Below are 18,953 nucleotides of genomic sequence, written 5' to 3'. Positions count from 1 at the left end.
CCTCCCGCAGTGACCGGGCCGCAAAGAATCTGACGCTGCATCAGAAAAGCTCTTCCCTCGGCGCCCCCGCTGCGGCATCCTGCCGCCCATGGAGACGGAGCTGAGCAAGAAACTCGGAGTCGAACACGCCATCTTCGGCTTCACGCCCTTCCCGGCGGTCGCCGCTGCCATCACGCGCGCGGGTGGTTTCGGGGTGCTCGGGGCGGTCCGCTACACCGCCCCCGACGACCTCAAACGCGATCTCGACTGGATGCAGGAGCACACCGACGGCAAGCCGTACGGTCTCGACGTCGTCATGCCCGCCAAGAAGGCCGTGGACGGCATCAGCGAGGCCGACATCGAGGCGATGATCCCGGCCGCCCACCGCGAGTACGTCCGCGACACCCTCGCCAAACACCACGTCCCCGAGCTCGCCGAGGGCGAGGCCTCCGGCTGGCGGATCACGGGCTGGATGGAGCAGGTCGCCCGCAACCAGCTCGACGTCGCCTTCGACTACCCCATCAAACTCCTCGCGAACGCGCTGGGTTCCCCGCCCGCCGACGTCATACGGCGCGCCCACGACCACGGAGTCCTCGTCGCCGCCCTCGCCGGCAGCGCCAAGCACGCCCGGCGTCACGCCGAAGCCGGCATCGACATCGTCGTCGCCCAGGGCTACGAGGCCGGCGGCCACACCGGTGACATCGCCACCATGGTCCTGGTGCCCGAGGTCGTAGAGGCCGTCGCCCCGATCCCGGTCCTCGCCGCGGGCGGCATCGGCAGCGGGGAACAGGTCGCCGCCGGCATCGCACTCGGCGCCCAGGGCGCCTGGCTCGGCTCCCTGTGGCTCACCACCACCGAAGCCGAGATGCACTCCCGCGCCCTCACCGAGAAGCTCCTCGCCGCCGGCTCCGGCGACACCGTCCGCTCCCGCGCCCTCACCGGCAAGCCCGCCCGCCAGCTGCGCACCGAGTGGACCGACGCCTGGGACGACCCGGAGGGCCCCGGCGCGCTCCCGATGCCGCTGCAGGGCCTGCTCGTCGCCGAGGCCGTGTCCCGCATCCAGAAGTACGAGATCCAGCCGCTGCTCGGCACCCCCGTCGGCCAGATCGTCGGCCGGATGAACAGCGAGCGCAGCGTCCAGGCCGTCTTCGACGACCTCACCAGCGGCTTCGAACGAGCCATCGACCGCATCAACCGCATCGCCGGCCGAGCCTGAGAGGCGTGAGCAGCAGCATGACCGACACGCAGACACAAGGACAGCCCAAGCAGCCCCCGAACGGCTTCTGGGCCCAGGCGGTCGCCGACCCCGACCGCACCGTCCTGGTCACCCCCGAGGGCGAGGAGTGGTCCGCGGCGCGGCTGCACTCCGACGTCAACCGGCTCGTGCACGGCCTGCGCGCCGCGGGCCTGGAGAAGGGCGACGTCTTCGCGGTCGTCCTGCCCAACAGCGTCGAGTTCCTCACCGCCTACCTCGCCGCCTCGCAGGCCGGCTTCTACCTGGTCCCGGTCAACCACCACCTCGTCGGCCCCGAGATCGCCTGGATCGTCTCCGACTCCGGCGCCAAGGTCCTCATCGCCCACGAGCGGTTCGCCGACGCCGCCACCGCCGCGGCCGACGAGGCGGAGCTGCCCGCGAGCCACCGCTACGCCGTCGGAGCCGTCGCGGGCTTCCGCTCGTACGGCGAGCTGCTCGACGGGCGGCCCGACACCGCTCCCGGGGACCGCACCCTCGGCTGGGTCATGAACTACACCTCCGGCACCACCGGCCGGCCGCGCGGCATCCGCCGCCCGCTGCCCGGCAAGCTCCCGGAGGAGACCTACCTCGGCGGCTTCCTGGGCATCTTCGGCATCCGGCCCTTCGACGCCAACGTCCACCTGGTGTGCTCGCCGCTCTACCACACGGCCGTACTGCAGTTCGCGGCCGCGGCCCTGCACATCGGGCACCCGCTGGTCCTCATGGACAAGTGGACGCCCGAGGAGATGCTCCGCCTGATCGACTCCCACGCCTGCACCCACACCCACATGGTGCCGACGCAGTTCCACCGGCTGCTGGCGCTCCCGCAGGACACGAAGGACTCGTACGACGTCTCGTCCATGCGGCACGCCATCCACGGCGCCGCACCCTGCCCCGACCACGTCAAACGGGCGATGATCGACTGGTGGGGCCGGTGCGTGGAGGAGTACTACGCGGCGAGCGAGGGCGGCGGCGCCTTCGCGACGGCCGAGGACTGGCTGAAGAAGCCGGGAACCGTCGGCAAGGCCTGGCCGATCAGTGAACTGGCCATCTTCGACGACGAGGGCGAGCGGCTGCCCGCAGGCGAGCTCGGCACCGTCTACATCAAGATGAACACCGGCGGCTTCAGCTACCACAAGGACGAGGGCAAGACGAAGAAGAACCGCATCGGTGACTTCTTCACCGTCGGCGACCTCGGGCTGATGGACGAGGAGGGCTACCTCTTCCTCCGCGACCGCAAGATCGACATGATCATCTCGGGCGGGGTGAACATCTACCCGGCCGAGATCGAGTCGGCCCTGCTCACCCATCCGGCGGTCGCGGACGCCGCGGCCTTCGGCATCCCGCACCCCTCCTGGGGCGAGGAGGTCAAGGCGGTCATCGAGCCCGCCGAGGGGTTCGCGGCGAGCGACGCGCTGGCGGCGGAGATCCTCCAGCACTGCGAGCGGCAGCTCGCCGGGTACAAGCGGCCCAAGACCGTGGACTTCATCGAGACGATGCCGCGCGATCCCAACGGCAAGCTGTACAAGCGCCGCCTGCGCGAGCCGTATTGGGAGGGCCACGAGCGCGCGATGTAGCGACACGCCGAAGTCAGGAAGCTGTCCGGGCGTGGCCCGCAGCCACCCCGGCGTGGTGGGTGGTCCTGGCGGGCCGGTCCTGGCGGGCCGGCCCGCCACGCCCGGCCACATCGTGAGAAGTGCCACGTCAGACGCCTGATGGCGGGTGTTGCGACGCACCGTCGGAACACTTCTGGCAAGTTGGCTGATATGAGTACGGCAACGCACAGAACCCCCCTGACCGACTGGACCGTCGTGGTCCCCGTGGTGGCGCTCGTCGCGCTCGCCTTCAGCTGGGGACGCGACCTGCCTTCATTCGCCGTGGCGCTGGTGGCCCTCTGCCTGGCCGGCGCGGTGCTGGCGGCGGTCCACCACGCCGAAGTGGTCGCCCACCGGGTCGGCGAACCCTTCGGATCCCTCGTCCTCGCCGTGGCCGTCACCGTCATCGAAGTGGCCCTGATCGTCACGCTGCTGGCCGACGGCGGGGACAAGACCGCCTCCCTCGCCCGGGACACCGTCTTCGCCGCCGTCATGATCACCTGCAACGGCATCGTCGGCCTGTCGCTGCTCGTCGGGGCGCTGCGCAACCGTGTCGCCGTCTTCAACGCCGAGGGCTCGGGCGCGGCCCTGGCCACCGTCGCCACGCTCGCCGTACTCAGCCTCGTGCTGCCCACCTTCACCACCAGCAAGCCGGGCCCCGAGTTCTCCACGGCCCAGCTCGCCTTCGCCGCGAGCGCCTCGCTCGCCCTCTACGGGCTGTTCGTCGCCGTCCAGACCGTCCGCCACCGCGACTACTTCCTGCCCGTGGACACGAAGCGGATCCGCAAGGAAGCCGCCAAGGCGGCAGCCGCGGCCGCCGCCGGTACGGACTCCGACGGTGCGGAGCACGCCGAGCCGCCCACCGCCCGCGCCGCCGTGATCAGCCTCGGCCTGCTGCTCGTCGCGCTCGTCGCGGTCGTCGGCAACGCCAAGGCCGTCTCCCCGACCATCGAACGCGGGGTCGCGAGCGCCGGTCTGCCCTACGCCGTCGTCGGTGTGATCATCGCCCTGCTCGTCCTGGCGCCCGAGACCCTCGCCGCCGTCCGCGCCGCCCGCCGCGACCGCGTACAGACCAGCCTCAACCTGGCCTACGGCTCCGCCATCGCCAGCATCGGCCTGACCATCCCCGCCATCGCGCTCGCCTCGGTCTGGCTCACCGGCCCGCTGGTGCTCGGCCTCGAACCGACGCACATGGTGCTGCTCGCGCTGACCGTCGTCGTCGGCGCCCTCACCATCGTCCCGGGCCGCGCCACGCTGCTCCAGGGCGGAGTCCACATCGTGCTGCTCGCCGCCTACCTCTTCCTCGCGATCAGCCCCTGACCGCGCCCCGGCACACGTACGGCCGGCCGCCCCCTCCGAGGGAGCGGCCGGCCGTACGCGCGTCAGCGCGCATCAGCCGTACGCGCGTCAACGGTCCCGGCGGTCAGCGCCGCTCGCGCGGCCAGACCACCTTCAGCTGCGGCGAGGTGAGGATGTCCCACTCGCAGAACCGCGACTTCACCCAACGCTCCTGCGAGAAGAGCCGGGTCTGGTCGGCGTAGTGGGGAGAGTTCGGATTCGACGACTGGCCGTACGTGAGCAGCGTGCGCGCCACCGGGCAGCGGCTGCCGTCCCAGCCGACCGCCTGGATGTGGCTGGAGCCGTGCACGACCTCCGGGTAGCCGCCGCCCGCCGCGTTCCACGGTGCCTCGATCTTGTTCCAGACGCCCAGCGCCTCGGTTCCGCCGCCCACCGGGAGCTTCTCCCCGCCGCGCACGACGAACTGGTTCTCGCCGAGCGGGGCGTCCAGTGCGATGCCCGCCGCCTTGAGCTCCGCGACCGTGTCGGCGAGCGCCCGCCCGATCCCGGGCGCCGCCTGGTTGAGCGTGCGCGGCGTGCGGACCGGATCGGCCGCCGAGAACGGCACCAGCCACAGGTCCTTGGCCGCGGTGCTCGCGGTCAGCTTCCGCCAGAAGCGGTCGAAGAGCAGCGCCCCTCGGCTCGACGTGTCCGCCGTGCGGTCCCAGGCCGCCAGGACCCCGCAGGCCGCCGAAACGTCCACGGCCGCGCCGCCGCTGCCCGTCGCGGTCCCGCCGGGCAGGGCCGCGCAGGCCTTCGCCGCGTCGGCCGCCGCCAGGTCACCGGCCGGGACCCGGTTCGCGAACTGCTGCTTCTGCAGGTCGGCCACGGTCAGCCCGCCCCTGGCCGCCATCGCGGACACGTCCTCCACCGCGCCCCGGGTGCGCAGCGAACGCGGGGTGGCCGTATTGCCCCAGATCCGCTCGTAGCCGGTGACCGGAGTCGCGGCATTGGCCAGCCAGGCGCTGTCGTTGGAGTTCTCCGCGTACGGGGCGTCGCGCAGGGTCGGTGCCTTCCCCGGGCCGAAGACCCCCGGCTGCACCGCGTCCGGGTCCGAGCCGAGCGCGCAGTCCCCGCGCGAACCGTCCAGCACCGCCAGCCCCGAGGACGGGTACGTGGCCCTGCCGATCGGGGTCGAGCAGCGGGCCACGAGCTCGTCGGTGATCCGGGGGAGCACCTGCGACTGGGTGAAGAGGGTGCCGCCCGCCGAGTCCGCGGCGACCGTGTTGACCCACGGCAGGCCCTGGGTGCGCCGCAGGGCGTCCTGGATCCCGGCGACCGAGCGGGCCTTGCCCATGGCCAGGGCGGTGTCGGAGCCGCGCAGGTTCGAGGCGTTGGGGTCGTTCAGCGCGTACGCGGTGGTCGCCGTCCAGGGCAGCGGCAGGCCGGCGCCGAGATTGGAGACGACGGGGCCGAAGCGGGTCCACCACTGGGTGCGGGTGACGGGATCCGCGCTGCCCGCCACTTGGACGGCGACCTCGCGGCGGGTCATCCTCTCCGGCTTGCCGTCCACCAGGTAGGCGGTCGGGTCGGTGGGGTCGAGGGTCAGCTGGTGCAGGTTGAGGGGGGTGCCGGTGGCCACGGTGTGGCTCCAGGCGACCTTCTCGTTGAAGCCGATGTTCACCACGGCGGTGCCGAGCAGCGAGCCGCCCGAGACGTTCAGCTCACCGGGGATGGTCTGCTGCGACTGCCAGAACCGGCGGCCGCCCTGCCAGGGGTAGTGCGGGTTCCCGAGCAGCAGCCCCTTGCCGTTCGCGGTGGTGGAACCGGCGAAGGCCACCGCGTTGGAGCCCATGTCGTAGCGGGTGGTGTCGAAGAGCTCCCGGGCTGCCTCGGCCGCCGTGGCGGGATCGGGCTCGCCGGTGGCGCCGGTGCTGCCGGTTCCGCCGGTGGCGGCGCCGCGGGCCGTGGCCGCGCCCGGCGGCCGCGCCCGGCGGCCGCGACGCGGTGATGCCGTCGACCGCGCGGCCCTGGCCGCCGAGCACGGAGACGGCGTACCCGCGGGCGGCCACGTCGGCGATGCCGACCGGGTGGACCCACTTGGCGTCCTTGCAGGCGGGGTCGGTGATCCTGTTCTGCGCGAGCCAGGCGTTGTAGCCGGCGGCCCAGCCGCGCATCAGGTCCTTGACGTCCTTGCTCGGCCCGGCCGGCGCGGGGGTCGCGAGCAGCTGCTCCACTGCGCCGGACTCGCGGACGCCCTTGAAGTAGAGGTCGCTGGAGAGGTTCCCGGCCGCGGACGAGAGCGAACCGTCGGGCGCGGCATCGGGCCCGAACCAGCGCGAGCGCTCCCCGGAGACGGTCAGGAACCCGTCGGCCAGCACGCACACCTGATCGGCGGCCTGCGCCCAGCCGGTGCCGAAACCGAGGTGGGCGTAGTCCTGGGCCACGATGTGCGGGATGCCGTTCTCCGTGTACCGGATCACGGCCGACAGGCCGCCGCCGGACGGGCCGGATCCCTGGGGGACCGCTGCCGCGGCGGCGGCCTGGGGTATCGCGGCCGTGGCGGCGAGCAGGGCGGCGCCCGTGAGGGCGACGCGACGCAGAAGCGCGTGGGTGCGGGCGGTGCGGCGGCGTCGATCGAGGCGGTGCTCATCGAGGCGGTGTCCATCGGAAGAGTGCAACGTGCCTCCCAAATAGCCTGCGTGCGGGCCGGGTTGCCCGTACGAGGTGATCGGTGCTTTCGTGCTCCCACACTCACGCAGGCACTTGACGTCCTGTCAACATCCCGTTTGGTATCCCTGATGTCTCAGGTGTCCCCGGTGTCGCGACACCCGGCTTATTGACCTTGTGCGTACGAGGGGACGAGGATCCCGTCATGACGCCAGTGCGGAAGAACACGGTCGACGGACTGCTCCACGACAGCGCGCGGCGCGTCCCCGACCGGACGGCGCTCCGCTACCGCGAGCGGACCTGGAGCTACGCGGAACTCGACGCGGCCGTCTCCACGGGTGCGGCCGTGCTGCGCGGCCCGTACGGGCTGGCCGAGGGGGACCGGGTCGCGACCTTCGCGCACAACTCCGACGCCTACCTCCTCGCCTTCCTCGCCTGCGCGCGGGCCGGGCTCACGCACGTCCCGGTCAACCAGAACCTCACCGGCCAGGACCTCGCGTACATCCTGGAGAACTCCGCGAGCTCGCTCGTCCTCGCCGACCCAGACCTGGCCGGGCGGGTCCCGGCCGGGTTCGCCGTACGGCCGCTGCGCGACGCACCCGGCTCCTTCCTCGGGGAGCTGGCCGAACCGGCGCCCTACGCCCGGAGCGAGGACCCGTCGCTGCTGGCGCAGCTGCTCTACACCTCCGGGACGACCGCCCTGCCCAAGGGCGCGATGATGACGCACACGGCGCTCTGCCACGAGTACGAGAGCGCGATCGACTCCCTCGACCTGACGGAGGAGGACCGGCCGGTCCACTCACTGCCGCTGTACCACTCGGCGCAGATGCACGTCTTCCTGCTGCCGTACCTGGCGGTCGGCGCGCGCAACACGGTGGTCGACGCCCCGGTCGCGGCGGAGATCTTCGACCTGGTGGAGGCGGGGGAGGCGGACAGCCTGTTCGCGCCGCCGACCGTGTGGATCGGGCTGGCCAACCACCCGGACTTCGCGGTGCGCGACCTGTCCGCGCTGGCCAAGGCGTACTACGGGGCCTCGATCATGCCGGTGCCCGTCCTGGAACGGCTGCGCGCGCGGTTGCCCGGACTCGGCTTCTACAACTGCTTCGGGCAGAGCGAGATCGGGCCGCTGGCCACGGTGCTGCGGCCGGAGGAGCACGAGGGGCGGATGGACTCGTGCGGGCGGCCGGTCCGCCACGTGGAGGCCCGGGTCGTCGACGAGGACGGGGCGGACGTGCCGGACGGCACCGCCGGGGAGGTGGTGTACCGGTCCCCACAGCTGTGCCAGGGCTACTGGAACGACGCGGGGGCGACCGAGAAGGCCTTCCGCGACGGCTGGTTCCGCTCCGGGGACCTCGCGGTCCGGGACGCACAGGGGTACTTCACGGTGGTGGACCGGGTGAAGGACGTCATCAACTCGGGCGGCGTGCTGGTCGCCTCCCGGCAGGTGGAGGACGTGCTGTACACCCACCCGGGCGTGGCCGAGGCGGCCGTGGTGGGTCTGCCGGACGAGCGGTGGATCGAGGCGGTCACGGCGGTGGTGGTCCCGCGGGGCGAGGTGACGGAGGCCGAACTCATGGCTTACGCCCGGGCGGAGCTGGCCCACTTCAAGGCCCCGAAGCGGGTGGTCTTCGTGGACGCGCTGCCCCGCAACGCGAGCGGCAAGATCCTCAAGCGCGAGCTCCGGGACCGCTTCTCGGACCCCGCCTGATCACCGATCACCGATCACCGATCACCGATCACCGATCACCGATCACCGATCACCGATCACCGATCACCGATCGTCGGTCGGTCGTCCGGCTTCCGGAGCGGAGGGGGCTGCTCGGCGAGGAGGCCGGTGGAGCGGAGGCGGCGGAAGGTGAGGTGTTCGTGGACGAGGCGGCCGACGAGGGCGCCGCCGTACACCACGAAGCCGACGCCGACGAGCCAGGACTGGACGACCAGGAGGGTGCCGAAGGGGCCGTAGGTCACGGCGTTGGAGGCGATCAACGGGGAGAACACCAGCTGCGAGAAGATCCGCAGGCCCAGCAGGCCGAGGCTGGTGGCCGCCGCTCCCGGGAGCAGCGCGCGCCAGCGGACCCGGCCGCCCAGGAGCACCCACTGGGAGGACCAGAAGAAGAGGCCGGTGCCGATGACATCGCCCGTGGTGCCCAGGATCGTGCCTGGCGCGTCGTCCGAGGGGGAGGGGATGGCGACCAGGAGCGCGAGGTAGCAGACCAGCAGGGCCAGCCAGACGACGTGCCGCCACATGGTGTGCCAGCGGGCCGTGGGCAGGTCCCAGACCTTCTCGTACCCGGTCTGCACCGCCGAGCCGAAGGTCAGGCCGAAGACGGCCAGGGCGGCGAGCCCGAACGCCGTGGTCCGCTCCAGCGCCTGGTCGGCGGCGCCGAACAGCATCTCGACCCGCTCCCGCGAGTACGTCGTCACCCCGAGCGCCTGGCCGAGCCAGCGGCCGAAGCCCGAACCGCTGCCGGGCGCGGCCGCCGCGACGACGACCAGCAGCGGCACCAGGGTCAGGAAGCCGAGGGCCGCGAAGCCCATCGCCCGGTGCATCAGCTCCATCTCCCGGCCACGGCTCCAGGCCAGCCCCGCCTGGGAGGCCTGGAGCCGGTCGTGGAGCCGCCGGAAGAACGAGGTCACGCTCCTTCCCCTACCCGCACCGGCCCGCCGGCTCCCGGCAGGCCCCCCGAAGTGGTCCGAAGGGGTGGATCACGAGGCGGGCCGAGCGGCCGCCCGGCAGCCCCTCCCGCGACGGGTCCGCCGGTGGCTCCGGCGCTTGTCCGCGGGCCCGCAGGAGCGCGGGCTCAGCCCTCCCGGAGGTCCACCAGGCGCTTGATCTTGCCGACCGAGCGCTCGAGGGTCTCCGGATCCACCACCTCCACCGCGACGGAGACCCCGATGCCCTCCTTGACGGCCCGGACCACGGTGGCGGCCGCGGCCTCCCGCTGACCGGGGTCGCTCTCCCGGCGCGCCTCCACCCGTACCGTCAGGGCGTCCAGCCGGCCCTCCCGGGTCAGGCGGAGCTGGAAGTGCGGAGCGAGGGCCGGTATGCGCAGGAGGACCTCCTCGATCTGGGTCGGGTAGAGGTTCACCCCGCGCAGGATGATCATGTCGTCGCTGCGCCCCGTGATCTTCTCCATCCGGCGGAAGGCGGGCCGGACGGTACCGGGCAGGAGCCTGGTCAGGTCCCGGGTGCGGTAGCGGATGACGGGCATCGCCTGCTTGGTGAGCGAGGTGAAGACCAGCTCCCCGGACTCGCCCTCCGGCAGCACGGCCCCCGTCAGCGGGTCGACGACCTCCGGGTAGAAGTGGTCCTCCCATATGTGGAGGCCGTCCTTGGTCTCGGCGAACTCCTGTGCGACACCCGGACCCATCACCTCGGACAGGCCGTATATGTCCACCGCGTCGATGTCGAGCCGTTCCTCGATCTCGCGGCGCATCTCCTCCGTCCACGGTTCGGCGCCGAAGATGCCCGTCCGGAGCGAGGTGGCGCGCGGGTCGATGCCCTGGCGCTCCATCTCGTCCAGCAGGGTCAGCATGTACGAGGGGGTGACCATGATGACCTCCGGCCGGAAGTCCTGGATCAGCCGGACCTGGCGGTCCGTCATCCCGCCCGAGGCGGGCACGACCGTACAGCCCAGGCGCTCCGCGCCGTAGTGCGCGCCCAGGCCGCCGGTGAACAGGCCGTACCCGTAGGCGATGTGGACCATCTGGCCGGATCTGCCGCCCGCCGCGCGGATCGACCGGGCGACGACGTCCGCCCAGGTGGACAGGTCCCCCTCGGTGTAGCCGACGACGGTCGGCCGGCCCGTGGTGCCGCTCGACGCGTGGATGCGGCGCACCTCGGGGCGCGGGACGGCGAACATCCCGAAGGGGTACTGATCGCGCAGGTCGCTCTTGGTGGTGAAGGGGAAGAGGGCGAGATCGGCGAGGGAGCGGCAGTCGTCGGGCCGCAGACCGGCCTTGTCGAAGGCCTGCCGGTAGAAGGGCACGTTGTCGTAGGCCCGGTGCAGGGTCGCGCGCAGCCGCGCCAGCTGGAGCGCGGCCAGCTCGTCCGGCCCCAGCCGCTCGCCCTCGTCGATGCCGCCGTGGCCCCTCGTGTACGCGTTCATGTGCCGCCCACCCCTTTCGAGTCAACCGACCGATCATTCGGTAGATTGCCGGACCCCGGCGGCCAAATCAATCACTCGAACGAATGATCGTCTGCTGGGATGATCCGCATGTCGATCCCCACACGCTCCGCCACCCGCTCCACCTGCACCTTCACCACATAGGACGGAACCGACCTGCTGGCCCACTCGGCCGCCGGAAACCTGGCAACCCTCTACGCGGCTGGCGCGACGACGCGGAGTGGTTCGCGGCCCGGATCGAGGGGTTCCTCGCCACCGGGGCCTGAGCGGCGACCGCGCGAGCCGTGCCTGAGCGGCGACCGCCGGGACGGGGGCGTACGGTCGAATCAGGGGCTCCGGTGAAGGGAGGCGGCGGCCGTGTCCGCCATCGACCCCGCGGTAACCGTCCGCCTCGGCGCCCCCGGCGCCCGCCGCCTGGCCGGCCTGCTCTCCGAGGTGGCCCACCTGCTGGAGGACCCCGGCCCGCTGCGCCTGACGGAGGCCCAGTCCGACGTTCTGGGCCAGGGCACGGACCGCCCCGAACTGGCGGCCTGGACCCGCATGCTCGCGGCGGAACTGCTCAGCCGTCTCTGAGGGGACGGAAGCGGCCTATACGTAGCCGGGCTGTCCGGACTCGTTGAAACGGTGGACCGAACGGCGCAGGAGGTCGAGGAACTCGGCGAGGCCGTTGGCGATCCGGTCGAACTCGCTTTCCTCGGAGGCGGTCCGGGAGCACCGGACGGCACCGTCGGGGCCGACGGCGTACTGGAGCCCACCACCGATCTCGCCGAAGAAGACGGCGAGATCGGCGAAGGCCGGAGATTCCGCGGCGAGCCGCCCCGCGGCGGCCTTGCCCGCCGCCTCCGGCGGGTGGATCACGTTCTCGCCCGGGCTACGCCTCCGCGTCAGCCTCCGTCGCCACCGACTTCGCCCACCGGTAGTCCGCCTTGCCGCTCGGGGAGCGCTGGATGGCCGGGGCGATGACGAGCTGGCGGGGGATCTTGTAGCCCGCGAGCTTGGTGCGGCAGTGGGCCTGGATCTCGTCCAGCGTGGGCTCCGCGGCGCCCTCCCGGACCTGGACCACCGCGGCCACGTGGCTGCCCCACGTCGGGTCCGCGACCCCGGCGACCAGGGCGTCGTAGACGTCCGGGTGGGACTTGAGCGCCTGCTCGACCTCCTCCGGGTACACCTTCTCGCCGCCCGTGTTGATGCACTGCGAACCGCGGCCGAGGACGGTGACGATGCCCTGCTCGTCCACCGTCGCCATGTCGCCGAGCAGGACCCACCGCTCCGATCCCTTCTGGAAGAAGGTCTCGGCGGTCTTGGCCGGGTCGTTGTAGTAGCCCAGCGGCACGTAGCCGCGCTGGGCGAGCCGTCCCGGCTCGCCCAGCGGTACCGGCTCGTGGGTGACCGGGTCCACCACCTGCGTCCGCTCGTTGACCTCCAGCCGGAAGCCCTTCTCCGGGCTGGAGTCGTTCGTGGCGCGGCCGTTCGAGCCGGACTCGGACGAGCCGAAGTTGTTCAGCAGCATCACGTTCGGCACGAGCCGCTGGAACTCGGCCCGGACCGTCTCCGACATGATCGCGCCGGACGAGGAGACGCTGAAGAGGGACGAGAGGTCGGTGCCCTTCAGGGGGCCGTTCAGGGCGTCGATGAGCGGCCGCAGCATCGCGTCGCCCACCAGCGAGACGCTGGAGACCTTCTCCTTCTCTATGGTGCGCAGCACCTCCTCGGGCGCGTACTTGCGGTGGATGACCACCCGCTGCCCGTAGTTGAAGGCGATGAACGAGGTCAGCGTGGAGGTGCCGTGCATCAGCGGGGGAGCCGGGAAGAAGGTCAGTCCGGCGCCGCGCGTCGCCACCCGCTCCGCCAGCTCCTCGGGCCGCTTCACGGGCTCGCCGGAGGGCTCCCCGCCGAAGAGGCCTGCGAAGAAGAGGTCCTCGGCGCGCCACATGACGCCCTTGGGCATGCCGGTCGTGCCGCCGGTGTAGATGATGAACAGGTCATCGGGCGAGCGGGGCAGGAAGCCCCGATCGGGTGAGCCCGCGGCCTCCGCGTCCGCGTACGCGACCGGCGCGATCGAGGGCTCCGGAGCGCCCTCGGGCGTCGGCCCGACCCGGATCAAGTGGCGGAGTTTCGTCGTCTGCGGCAGCGCCGCCGCGACCCGCTCGGTGAACTCGCCCTCGAAGACGAGCGCCGCCAGATCGGCGTCGTTGTAGAGGTAGACCAGTTCCTCCTCCACGTACCGGTAGTTCACGTTGACCGGCACCAGTCGGGCCTTCAGGCAGGCCAGGACGGTCTGCAGGTACTCGATCCCGTTGTAGAGGTGCAGGCCCAGGTGTTCGCCGGCCTTCAGCCCGCTGTCCAGCAGATGGTGCGCGATGCGGTTCGACGCCGCGTCCAGCTCCGCGTACGTGAGGCGGCGCTCGGCGCCGGTCCCGGGGTGGTCCACGTACACGAGGGCCTCGCGGTCCGGGACCACGTCCACGACCGACTCGAACAGGTCGGCAATGTTGTACTCCACCGGTCCTCCTGACCCAGAAAATCCCATGGCTGGTCTGCTCGGCGGTCATTAGAGCGTCGCCAACCCCAACTGGGAAGGGGACCGTCCAATAAATCTGACTGGGTGTCAGAAAACTATTGAACTGCACCCGCCCCTCCTGCAACCTGTTCTAGGTCTTGAGACGGGAGGACGGCAATGGGTGGGACAGAACACCTGACCGTGGAACGCCACGGCGCCACGCTGGTGCTCACCATGAACAGGCCAGAAGCGAAGAACGCGCTTTCGCTGCCGCTGTTGGTGGGGCTGTACGACGGCTGGCTGGAGGCGGACGCGGACGACACGATCCGCTCGGTGGTGCTGACGGGCGCCGGCGGGGACTTCTGCGCCGGAATGGACCTGAAGGCGCTGGCCGGCAAGGGCATGGCGGGCGACCACTACCGGGACCGGCTCAAGGCCGACCCGGACCTGCACTGGAAGGCGATGCTCCGCCACCACCGGCCCCGCAAGCCGGTCATCGCGGCGGTCGAGGGCTACTGCGTGGCTGGCGGGACGGAGATCCTGCAGGGCACGGACATCCGGGTGGCGGGAGAGGGTGCGACCTTCGGCCTGTTCGAGGTCAAGCGCGGACTCTTCCCGATCGGCGGCTCGACGGTGCGGCTGCCCCGGCAGATCCCGCGCACGCACGCGCTGGAGATGCTGCTGACCGGACGGCCCTACGCGGCCGAGGAGGCGGCGCGGATCGGGCTCATCGGGCGGGTGGTGCCGGACGGCACGGCGCTTGCCGCTGCGCTGGAGATCGCGGAGAAGATCAACGCGTGTGGGCCGTTGGCGGTGGAGGCGGTGAAGGCGTCCGTCTACGAGACGGCCGAGATGGCCGAGACGGAAGGGCTCGCCTCGGAGCTCCTGCGGGGGTGGCCGATCTTCGACACCGCGGACGCGAAGGAAGGGGCGAAGGCTTTCGCCGAGAAGAGGCCCGCGGTGTATCGGCGGGAGTAGTCGCCCATGGCTGTGCCCGTGCCCGTGCCCGTGGCCGGGCCTGCGTTCCGGTCCGTGCGCGGGTGCGGCGCCGTTGCCGGGGGCCGGCCCCCGACCCCCGCGCCTCAAACGCCGGCGGGGCTGGATTTGCCGGGCGGGGTCGGATTTCGGGGCTTCGCCCTGGACCCCCGCGCCTCAAACTCCCCCAGCTACCGCTGGGAGGTGCCCCCGGGCGTGGCTGAAGTTGCCCCCTCTCGAAACCCGAACATCGGAGACCAACCCATGACAGCCCCCTCCCCACCCGAGATCCTCCGCGCCCCCCTCGTCGTAGAGTTCCCCTTCACCCGGTCCCTCGGGCCCGTGCAGAGTGCCTTCCTCACCGGCCTGCGCGAAGGCGTCGTGCTCGGGGTCACCACCGCCGACGGCAAGGTGATGGTGCCGCCCGTGGAGTACGACCCCGTCACCGCCGAGGAGATCCGCGACCTGGTCGAGGTGGGTACCACCGGGACCGTGACCACCTGGGCCTGGAACGGCACCCCGCGCCGGAGCCAGCCCCTGGACACGCCCTTCGCCTGGGTCCTGGTGCGCCTCGACGGCGCCGACACCGCGATGCTGCACGCCCTCGACGTGCCCGGCCCCGAGGCCGTGCACACCGGCATGCGGGTCCGGGTGCGGTGGGCCGCGGAGCGGGCCGGGGCGATCACCGACATCGCCTGCTTCGAGCCCGCGCAGCCCGGGGACGGGGACGAGTCCGCGGGGGCCGTCCCGCACGGCGGGGAGTTCGCCGACGCCGTCACCGGCATCGTCGCGGAGGCCCGGCTGGACTACACGTACAGCCCCGGCCGCGCGCAGACCGCGTACATCGCCGGCCTGTCCGAGCAGAAGACCATCGGCGAGCGCTGCCCCTCCTGCCACAAGGTGTACGTGCCCCCGCGCGGCGCCTGCCCCACCTGCGGGGTGGCCACCACCGACCGGGTCGAGGTCGGCCCGGCGGGCACGGTCACCACGTACTGCATCGTCAACATCAAGGCCAAGAACCTCGACATCGAAGTCCCCTACGTCTACGCCCACATCGCCCTCGACGGCGCCGGCCTCGCCCTGCACGGCCGGATCGGCGGGATCCCGTACGACCAGGTCCGCATGGGCCTGCGCGTGGAACCCGTGTGGACCGAAGGCGGCCGCTACCCCGACCACTACCGCCCCACCGGAGAGCCGGACGCGGACTACGACGTCTACAAGGAGCTCATCTGATGGCGACGCCGAACACGACCAGGCACGGGCGCGAGGTCGCCGTCGTGGCCTTCGCGCAGAGCGACCACCTGCGCCGCACCGACGAGCTCAGCGAAGTCGAAATGGTCATGCCGGTCCTGCACCAGGTGCTGGCCCGGACCGGCCTGAAGGCCGGCGAGATCGGTTTCACCTGCTCCGGTTCCAGCGACTACCTCGCGGGCCGGGCCTTCTCCTTCACCATGACCCTCGACGGGGTCGGCGCCTGGCCGCCGATCTCCGAGTCCCACGTGGAGATGGACGGAGCCTGGGCCCTCTACGAGGCCTGGGTCAAGATCCAGACCGGCGAGGCCGACACCGCGCTGGTGTACTCGTACGGGAAGTCCTCCCCGGGGTCGGTGCGCGACGTCCTGACCCGCCAGCTCGACCCGTACTACGTGGCTCCGCTCTGGCCCGACTCCGTGGCCCTGGCCGCCCTCCAGGCGCAGGCGCTCATCGACTCCGGGGAGACCGACGAAGCCGCGCTCGCGGCGATCGGCGCCCGCAACCGGGCCTCCGCGAGCGCCAACCCGTACGCCCAGCTCAGCGGGGCCGTCCCGCAGGGCGACTACCAGGTGGCCCCGCTGCGCACCGGCGACTGCCCGCCCATCGGCGACGGCGCGGCCGCCGTCATCCTGGCCGCCGGGGACGTGGCGCGGCGGCTGTGCGAACGGCCCGCCTGGATCACCGGCATCGACCACCGCATCGAGGCGCACAGCCTCGGGCTGCGCGACCTCACCGACTCCCCGTCCACGCGGATCGCCGCCGAGCACGCGGGCGTCTTCGAGGGTCCGGTGGACACCGCCGAACTGCACGCGCCGTTCTCCTCCCAGGAGGTCGTGCTGCGCAAGGCCCTGGGACTCGACGAGTCGGTGAGCGTCAATCCGTCCGGCGGGGCGCTCGCCGCCAATCCGATCATGGCCGCGGGCCTGATCCGGATCGGCGAGGCGGCGGCCCGCATCCACCGCGGCGAGTCCGACCGGGCCGTCGCGCACGCCACCTCCGGCCCCTGCCTCCAGCAGAACCTGGTCGCCGTCCTGGAAGGGGACCGAGCATGAGCACGACGGGCAAGGAGCCGGTGGCCATCGTCGGCATCGGCCAGACCAAGCACGTCGCGGCCCGCCACGACGTCTCCATCGCGGGGCTGGTGCGCGAGGCGGCGGCCCGCGCGCTCGCCGACGCCGAGCTGACCTGGGCGGACATCGACGCGGTCGTCATCGGGAAGGCCCCCGATTTCTTCGAGGGCGTGATGATGCCGGAGCTGTACCTGGCCGACGCCCTCGGCGCGGTCGGCAAGCCCATGCTCCGCGTGCACACGGCCGGTTCGGTGGGCGGCTCCACGGCGCTCGTCGCCTCCAACCTGGTAGCCGCCCGCGTCCACCGCACGGTGCTGACCCTCGCCTTCGAGAAGCAGTCCGAGTCCAACGCCATGTGGGGGCTCTCGCTGCCCGTCCCCTTCCAGCAGCCTCTGCTGGCGGGGGCCGGCGGTTTCTTCGCCCCGCACGTGCGCGCGTACATGCGACGGACCGGGGCCCCGGACACGGTGGGGTCGCTCGTCGCGTACAAGGACCGCCGCAACGCGCTGAAGAACCCGTACGCGCACCTGCACGAGCACGACATCACCCTGGAGAAGGTCCAGGCCTCGCCGATGCTGTGGGACCCGATCCGCTACTCGGAGACCTGCCCGTCCTCCGACGGCGCCTGCGCGATGATCCTCACCGACCGCGCGGGCGCGGCCCGTTCGCCGAAGCCGGCGGCCTGGCTGCACGGCGGGGCGATGCGCAGTGAGCCGACCCTCTTCGCGGGCAAGGACTTCGTGTCCCCGCAGGCGGGCAAGGACTGCGCGGCCGACGTCTACCGGCAGGCCGGGATCACCGATCCGCGCCGGGAGATCGACGCGGTGGAGATGTACGTGCCCTTCTCCTGGTACGAGCCGATGTGGCTGGAGAACCTCGGTTTCGCCGAGGAGGGCGAGGGCTGGAAGCTCACCGAGGCCGGGGTCACGGAACTCGACGGAGACCTTCCGGTCAATCCCTCCGGCGGCGTCCTGTCCACCAACCCGATCGGCGCCTCCGGCATGATCCGCTTCGCCGAGGCGGCACTTCAGGTGCGCGGCCAGGCCGGGGAGCACCAGGTCCCCGACGCGCGGCGGGCGATGGGACACGCGTACGGAGGCGGGGCGCAGTTCTTCGCGATGTGGCTGGTGGGGTCCGAGCCGCCCGCCTCCTGACGGGGCGCCGACCGGAATTCCGTTTCCGAAAAGGGTGCCGCACAGGCCACGAGTGACTCACCGTGCCCTGTGCGGCACGCCGTGCGATGGCTAACCTGGCCCCGGGACGACGTACCGGGAGGAGCACGCACGTGGCAGAGAGCATGACTTCGCAGGCGCCCGCCGGCTGGAGCAAGCCGGACCTCGATCTGACCGAGGCGGACTGGCAGTCGAGCAGCCGGGGAGCGGGTGACGTCCAGATCGCCTTCGTGGAGGGTTTCATCGCCATGCGCAACGGCGACCGCCCCGAAAGCCCCTCGCTGATCTTCGCGCCGGACGAGTGGCGCAAGTTCGTCCTGAACGCGCGGGGCGGGGAGTTCGACCTGACGTAGGCCGGACGGACGGCGCAGGGGCCGGGCATCCCACGGGTGTCCGGCCCCTGCGACGTTTCCGGCCGGAGGCCGGCGCACCGTCGTGACTCCGGTGCTGCGGCGGCTCCGGGACCGGCTCGTCGGTGCGGGCGACGCAGTGGCCGAGCGCCGCCGCCAGGTCCGGTCATATCGGGACGATAGGTAAGGTGGCCGCATGAGTGGAGAGAGCGACCTGCGGAAACTGCTGAGCGGAATGCGGCCGGAGCTGAACGACGGGCTGTACGTCTTCTGCACCATCCCCGGAGACACCGACCCGGAGGCCCTTGCCGGGCTCACCCCCGTCGCCTCCATCCTGGAACCCGAGGGACTCACCCTCGTCCTGGGGCAGGAGGAGGCCGACGAGGCCGGGCTGCCCTACGACTACACCGCCGGCTGGATCACCCTGCGGGTCCACTCCTCGCTCGACGCCGTCGGCCTCACCGCGGCCTTCGCCACCGAACTCGGTGCGCACGGCCTGAGTTGCAACGTCATCGCCGGCTACCACCACGACCACCTCTTCGTCGCCGCCGACCGGGCCGCCGAGGCCGTGGCCGTCCTGGAGGCTCTCGCGACCCGCTCCGCGCAGGACTGAACCCGGCCCGGAGGGGGCACTTGAACCCCTCCGGAGGAACCGTCGGAACCCCTCGGGACGGCGGCCGAAAAGAAGATCAGCATGATTTTCCGCACGAGGCTTCCCGCACGGGTGCGCGGGCGTACGCTGATCCTCC

The 18,953-nt window shown here is 71.9% G+C and carries 15 protein-coding genes and 1 pseudogene; 11 read left to right on the top strand and 5 right to left on the bottom strand.

Annotated features, from left to right (window positions below; translation table 11 throughout):
* Positions 1-88: 88 nt before the first annotated feature.
* The 3 genes from AC3IYJ_RS05060 to AC3IYJ_RS05050 all read left to right on the top strand — a co-directional run bounded on the left by AC3IYJ_RS05060 (position 89) and on the right by AC3IYJ_RS05050 (position 4,128).
* Positions 89-1,195 carry a nitronate monooxygenase gene (locus AC3IYJ_RS05060; protein WP_489400141.1) on the top strand — a complete coding sequence of 369 codons (1,107 nt, stop codon included), beginning with the start codon at positions 89-91 and terminating at the stop codon, positions 1,193-1,195.
* A gap of 17 nt (positions 1,196-1,212) precedes the next feature.
* Positions 1,213-2,790: an acyl-CoA synthetase gene (locus AC3IYJ_RS05055; RefSeq protein ID WP_489402690.1), complete on the top strand. Its 1,578-nt coding sequence runs from the start codon at positions 1,213-1,215 to the stop codon at positions 2,788-2,790.
* A gap of 189 nt (positions 2,791-2,979) precedes the next feature.
* Positions 2,980-4,128, top strand: coding sequence for a calcium:cation antiporter (locus tag AC3IYJ_RS05050; RefSeq protein WP_489400140.1), 1,149 nt, complete (start codon positions 2,980-2,982; stop codon positions 4,126-4,128).
* 103 nt (positions 4,129-4,231) lie between these two features.
* On the opposite strand, the pseudogene AC3IYJ_RS05045 reads toward AC3IYJ_RS05050, so the two are convergent.
* Positions 4,232-6,689, bottom strand: a pseudogene (locus AC3IYJ_RS05045) (penicillin acylase family protein).
* Between the two features lie 272 nt (positions 6,690-6,961).
* Here AC3IYJ_RS05045 and AC3IYJ_RS05040 point away from each other — a divergent pair.
* Positions 6,962-8,464 carry a fatty acyl-CoA synthetase gene (locus AC3IYJ_RS05040; RefSeq protein ID WP_489400139.1) on the top strand — a complete coding sequence of 501 codons (1,503 nt, stop codon included), beginning with the start codon at positions 6,962-6,964 and terminating at the stop codon, positions 8,462-8,464.
* 56 nt (positions 8,465-8,520) lie between these two features.
* On the opposite strand, the gene AC3IYJ_RS05035 is transcribed toward AC3IYJ_RS05040, so the two are convergent.
* Both AC3IYJ_RS05035 and paaK read right to left on the bottom strand, forming a co-directional pair.
* Positions 8,521-9,393, bottom strand: a complete 873-nt coding sequence (locus AC3IYJ_RS05035; protein ID WP_489400138.1) for a YhjD/YihY/BrkB family envelope integrity protein — start codon at positions 9,391-9,393, stop codon at positions 8,521-8,523.
* 164 nt (positions 9,394-9,557) lie between these two features.
* Positions 9,558-10,865, bottom strand: coding sequence for a phenylacetate--CoA ligase PaaK (gene paaK, locus AC3IYJ_RS05030; protein ID WP_489400137.1), 1,308 nt, complete (start codon positions 10,863-10,865; stop codon positions 9,558-9,560).
* Positions 10,866-11,240: 375 nt separating this feature from the next.
* On the opposite strand from paaK, the gene AC3IYJ_RS05025 reads away from it, so the two are divergent.
* Positions 11,241-11,456 carry a hypothetical protein gene (locus AC3IYJ_RS05025; RefSeq protein ID WP_489400136.1) on the top strand — a complete coding sequence of 72 codons (216 nt, stop codon included), beginning with the start codon at positions 11,241-11,243 and terminating at the stop codon, positions 11,454-11,456.
* 15 nt (positions 11,457-11,471) lie between these two features.
* Here AC3IYJ_RS05025 and AC3IYJ_RS05020 read toward each other — a convergent pair whose 3' ends face one another.
* Both AC3IYJ_RS05020 and AC3IYJ_RS05015 read right to left on the bottom strand, forming a co-directional pair.
* Positions 11,472-11,741, bottom strand: a complete 270-nt coding sequence (locus tag AC3IYJ_RS05020; RefSeq protein ID WP_489400135.1) for a hypothetical protein — start codon at positions 11,739-11,741, stop codon at positions 11,472-11,474.
* 13 nt (positions 11,742-11,754) lie between these two features.
* Entirely contained in the window at positions 11,755-13,386 is a 1,632-nt protein-coding gene (locus AC3IYJ_RS05015; protein ID WP_489400134.1) for an acyl-CoA synthetase, read from the bottom strand.
* 174 nt (positions 13,387-13,560) lie between these two features.
* On the opposite strand from AC3IYJ_RS05015, the gene AC3IYJ_RS05010 reads away from it, so the two are divergent.
* The 6 genes from AC3IYJ_RS05010 to AC3IYJ_RS04985 all read left to right on the top strand — a co-directional run bounded on the left by AC3IYJ_RS05010 (position 13,561) and on the right by AC3IYJ_RS04985 (position 18,817).
* A complete protein-coding gene (locus AC3IYJ_RS05010; protein ID WP_489400133.1) occupies positions 13,561-14,361 on the top strand; it encodes a crotonase/enoyl-CoA hydratase family protein in 801 nt (266 codons plus the stop codon).
* 261 nt (positions 14,362-14,622) lie between these two features.
* Complete coding sequence (locus tag AC3IYJ_RS05005; protein ID WP_489400132.1) at positions 14,623-15,591, top strand: OB-fold domain-containing protein; 969 nt, start codon at positions 14,623-14,625, stop codon at positions 15,589-15,591.
* Positions 15,591-16,664 (top strand): thiolase domain-containing protein, encoded by a 1,074-nt coding sequence (locus tag AC3IYJ_RS05000; protein ID WP_489400131.1) that lies wholly within the window; start codon positions 15,591-15,593, stop codon positions 16,662-16,664. Before AC3IYJ_RS05005 ends, AC3IYJ_RS05000 begins: the two co-directional genes overlap by 1 nt.
* Positions 16,661-17,836 (top strand): thiolase domain-containing protein, encoded by a 1,176-nt coding sequence (locus AC3IYJ_RS04995; protein ID WP_489400130.1) that lies wholly within the window; start codon positions 16,661-16,663, stop codon positions 17,834-17,836. The genes AC3IYJ_RS05000 and AC3IYJ_RS04995 overlap by 4 nt, the downstream gene beginning before the upstream one ends.
* A 143-nt stretch (positions 17,837-17,979) precedes the next feature.
* Positions 17,980-18,207 carry a DUF397 domain-containing protein gene (locus tag AC3IYJ_RS04990; RefSeq protein ID WP_371619550.1) on the top strand — a complete coding sequence of 76 codons (228 nt, stop codon included), beginning with the start codon at positions 17,980-17,982 and terminating at the stop codon, positions 18,205-18,207.
* Between the two features lie 193 nt (positions 18,208-18,400).
* On the top strand, positions 18,401-18,817 hold the full coding sequence (locus AC3IYJ_RS04985; protein WP_489400129.1) for an ACT domain-containing protein: 417 nt from the start codon (positions 18,401-18,403) through the stop codon (positions 18,815-18,817).
* The last annotated feature ends 136 nt before the right edge of the window (positions 18,818-18,953 follow it).

The organism is Streptomyces sp. GL_140 (assembly GCF_057834465.1).
The sequence above is the reverse complement of the archived record's forward strand: the minus strand, read 5'-3'. Positions and strand labels throughout refer to the sequence as shown.

Bases quoted from the DNA above. Each gene is read 5' to 3' on its own strand.
- AC3IYJ_RS05060 (WP_489400141.1), top strand. From the start codon at position 89: ATGGAGACGGAGCTGAGCAAGAAACTCGGAGTCGAACACGCCATCTTC.
- AC3IYJ_RS05055 (WP_489402690.1), top strand. From the start codon at position 1,213: ATGACCGACACGCAGACACAAGGACAGCCCAAGCAGCCCCCGAACGGC.
- AC3IYJ_RS05050 (WP_489400140.1), top strand. From the start codon at position 2,980: ATGAGTACGGCAACGCACAGAACCCCCCTGACCGACTGGACCGTCGTG.
- AC3IYJ_RS05040 (WP_489400139.1), top strand. From the start codon at position 6,962: ATGACGCCAGTGCGGAAGAACACGGTCGACGGACTGCTCCACGACAGC.
- paaK (WP_489400137.1), bottom strand. From the start codon at position 10,865: ATGAACGCGTACACGAGGGGCCACGGCGGCATCGACGAGGGCGAGCGG.
- AC3IYJ_RS05010 (WP_489400133.1), top strand. From the start codon at position 13,561: ATGGGTGGGACAGAACACCTGACCGTGGAACGCCACGGCGCCACGCTG.
- AC3IYJ_RS05005 (WP_489400132.1), top strand. From the start codon at position 14,623: ATGACAGCCCCCTCCCCACCCGAGATCCTCCGCGCCCCCCTCGTCGTA.
- AC3IYJ_RS05000 (WP_489400131.1), top strand. From the start codon at position 15,591: ATGGCGACGCCGAACACGACCAGGCACGGGCGCGAGGTCGCCGTCGTG.
- AC3IYJ_RS04995 (WP_489400130.1), top strand. From the start codon at position 16,661: ATGAGCACGACGGGCAAGGAGCCGGTGGCCATCGTCGGCATCGGCCAG.
- AC3IYJ_RS04990 (WP_371619550.1), top strand. From the start codon at position 17,980: ATGACTTCGCAGGCGCCCGCCGGCTGGAGCAAGCCGGACCTCGATCTG.
- AC3IYJ_RS04985 (WP_489400129.1), top strand. From the start codon at position 18,401: ATGAGTGGAGAGAGCGACCTGCGGAAACTGCTGAGCGGAATGCGGCCG.